Consider the following 2393-nt stretch of genomic DNA (forward strand, 5'->3'; position numbering starts at 1 on the left):
GCGGATATTTCCTCGGGGCAGGCATCGTCTGGGCTCCTCTCATGAAACCCATCTGACCTGCTGTCACCTTTCCCCGCATCTCGGGGGAACCTCAGGTGGCCTTTGACATCCACTTCTGACATCAACGCGGGCGGTCACCCACGATCGGGGCGCCTCTTCCTGAGCAGACGGTCCTTATGGCTCATGGCCTCTCGCTGGGTGTCCTGGACGACGTGCGTATAGACATCCATGGTGATGCTGATCTGGGAGTGCCCAAGGATCTCCATCACGACTCGGGGGGCGACTCCGGCAGCCCGCGCACGAGGCTCCGTGCTCCGTCTCCCACGGTGATCGTGACCAGCGCTAGCGTGGACATGGCATTCTGCGTGAACTCGGCGGGTCCCACCGGGGAAGAGAGAGTGTGACCACATACGTCAGAGACGGAGACCCCGTGACCGGCCCACCGGACGTCGGGCACGACGACTACGAGCACCACCACGATGACTCGTCCGCCATTGCCCAGTCCCTGCGGCGGCCCGAAGTCTTCGCCGTGTTGTACAACCGGTACGCCGCCGATGTCCACCGCTACGTCATGCGGCGGCTCGGCGACGCGGCCGCCGACGACCTTACGGCCGACACCTTCCTCGCGGCGTTCCGGGCCCGCTCGCGCTACGACCTGACCCGCACGAACGCCCGGCCCTGGTTCTACGGCATCGCCGCCAACCTGATCGGCAAGCAGCGCCGCACCGAAGAGCGCGCCCTAAGGGCACTCGCCCGCACCGGCCACGACTCGGTCACCGAGTCCTGGGTCGATCATGCGGACGATCGGGTCACCGCGCAGGCCGCCCACCGCCTCCTCGCTGGCGCGCTCGCCTCGCTGTCCGGCGGCGACCGGCACGTACTGCTCCTCGTCGCATGGGCCGACCTCAGCTATCAGGAGGTCGCCGAGGCGCTCGGCATCCCGGTCGGCACCGTCCGTTCCCGACTCAACCGGGCGCGCAGGAAGGTGCGCTCCGCGCTGGGCAACGACCCCACTCTCGTGCAGGATTTCGCCCCGGAGGCCGACCATGGATGAGATGACGACGCTGAAGAACTTCCGGCCGGACGCGCCCGCCCCTGACCGGGCCCGGCTGGCGCCTGGGCGGCAGAGGCTGCTGGACGCCGCCGAACGGAGGCATCGCCGCCGCTTTTGGCCACGGGCCGACTGGAAGCTCGCTGCGGCGGGCGCTGCCGCCGGAGTGGCGGTGGCGGCAGTGCTGGTGGCACAGGTGGCGCAGGTGGCGCCGACGACCGACACTCACCAGGTGGGGGCCGAGTACGCCACCGAACCCACCGACGGTCAGTGGCTCTACCAGAAGACCCTGACGCGGCAGTCGACGCTCAACTTCCGCGACGACCTCAATCCCGTTCCCCAGAAGGGCGCCCCGGCATACACGGAGCTCACGCAGGAGACCTGGACGCAGTACGGCAGCGGCAAGATCCACCACATGCTGCCGGACGGCACCCGGAATCCGGTGATCGGCGGGGGAAACGGCGGATCGCCGAAGAAGCTGCGTCAGAAGGTGGAGAAACTGCCGAGCGAGCCGCAGCAGCTGCTGCGGTCTCTCTCTGAGGTGATCCGCCTCGGAGGCGATTACCAGCGGATCCAGTACACGTTCTCCAGCACGGACACCATTCCGTTCGAGGTCCGCCTGTCGCTCTTCCGCGCGCTCAAAACGATCCCCGGCGTGGTGGTCCGTCCGCAGCTCGTCGAGGACGCGATGGGCAGGCCTGCCCTGGCCGTCCACCCCTCGGACGACAACCCGTTCACCAGGACGACCCACCGCCGGGACGAGCTGCTCCTCGATCCGGAGACCTACGAGTACCGGGGTGAACGTACGATGATGCTCGTCGGCGGAATGATCGACTCCAAGGTCACGACAGAGGAAACCCTGATCAGGGTCTCAGCCGTGCAGAGGTTCGCGGCTGCCGTGAACGAGCCGGGCGTGCGTCCCTGAGCTTGTCTTCTCTGACAGCGAGGCCGATGACGGCACCACCAATCCCGCCGAAGCCCTCTTGCCGGCAGGAACGCGGACAAGGGCAGTATCGGCGCCTGTGACTGAGCACCGTGGTTGGCCCCATCGGCCAGCGAGCCCACGTGGTTGCGCCGTGCTGACATCCACGGGTGACATCAACGGCGCCGGACGTCAGCAGTCCTAGTAGGGCTTGGTCAGGTTGGCGTGCTGGTCGGTATGTTGCGGTGGCAGGTGGGGCATGCGCCGGCCCAGGTTGCGAGCAGTAGCTGAAGCTCGCGGACGACTTGGTAGAGGCTCAGGCCGGCGCCGTGTCTTTTGGGGCTCTGGCCAGTCGTTGCAGGGTGCAGAAGGCGTGTGCGACGGAGACGAGGGTGACGTGGTGGTGCCAGCCGGTCCAGG

2 protein-coding genes and 1 pseudogene are annotated in these 2393 nt (G+C 67.5%); 2 read left to right on the forward strand and 1 reads right to left on the reverse strand.

Annotation, left to right across the window (positions count from 1 at the left end):
* Positions 1-134: 134 nt before the first annotated feature.
* A pseudogene (locus ACFC79_RS38190) lies at positions 135-296 on the reverse strand (site-specific integrase); the annotation flags it as partial.
* Positions 297-430: 134 nt separating this feature from the next.
* Between ACFC79_RS38190 and ACFC79_RS38195 the strand changes: the two are divergent.
* Together ACFC79_RS38195 and ACFC79_RS38200 are read left to right on the forward strand one after the other, a co-directional pair.
* Entirely contained in the window at positions 431-1054 is a 624-nt protein-coding gene (locus ACFC79_RS38195) for an RNA polymerase sigma factor (protein ID WP_376249877.1), read from the forward strand.
* Entirely contained in the window at positions 1047-1976 is a 930-nt protein-coding gene (locus ACFC79_RS38200) for a hypothetical protein (protein ID WP_376249879.1), read from the forward strand. The genes ACFC79_RS38195 and ACFC79_RS38200 overlap by 8 nt, the downstream gene beginning before the upstream one ends.
* The last annotated feature ends 417 nt before the right edge of the window (positions 1977-2393 follow it).

Origin of the sequence: Streptomyces sp. NPDC056061 (assembly GCF_042266885.1) — a bacterium.
In the GTDB taxonomy this organism is placed as follows: domain Bacteria; phylum Actinomycetota; class Actinomycetes; order Streptomycetales; family Streptomycetaceae; genus Streptomyces.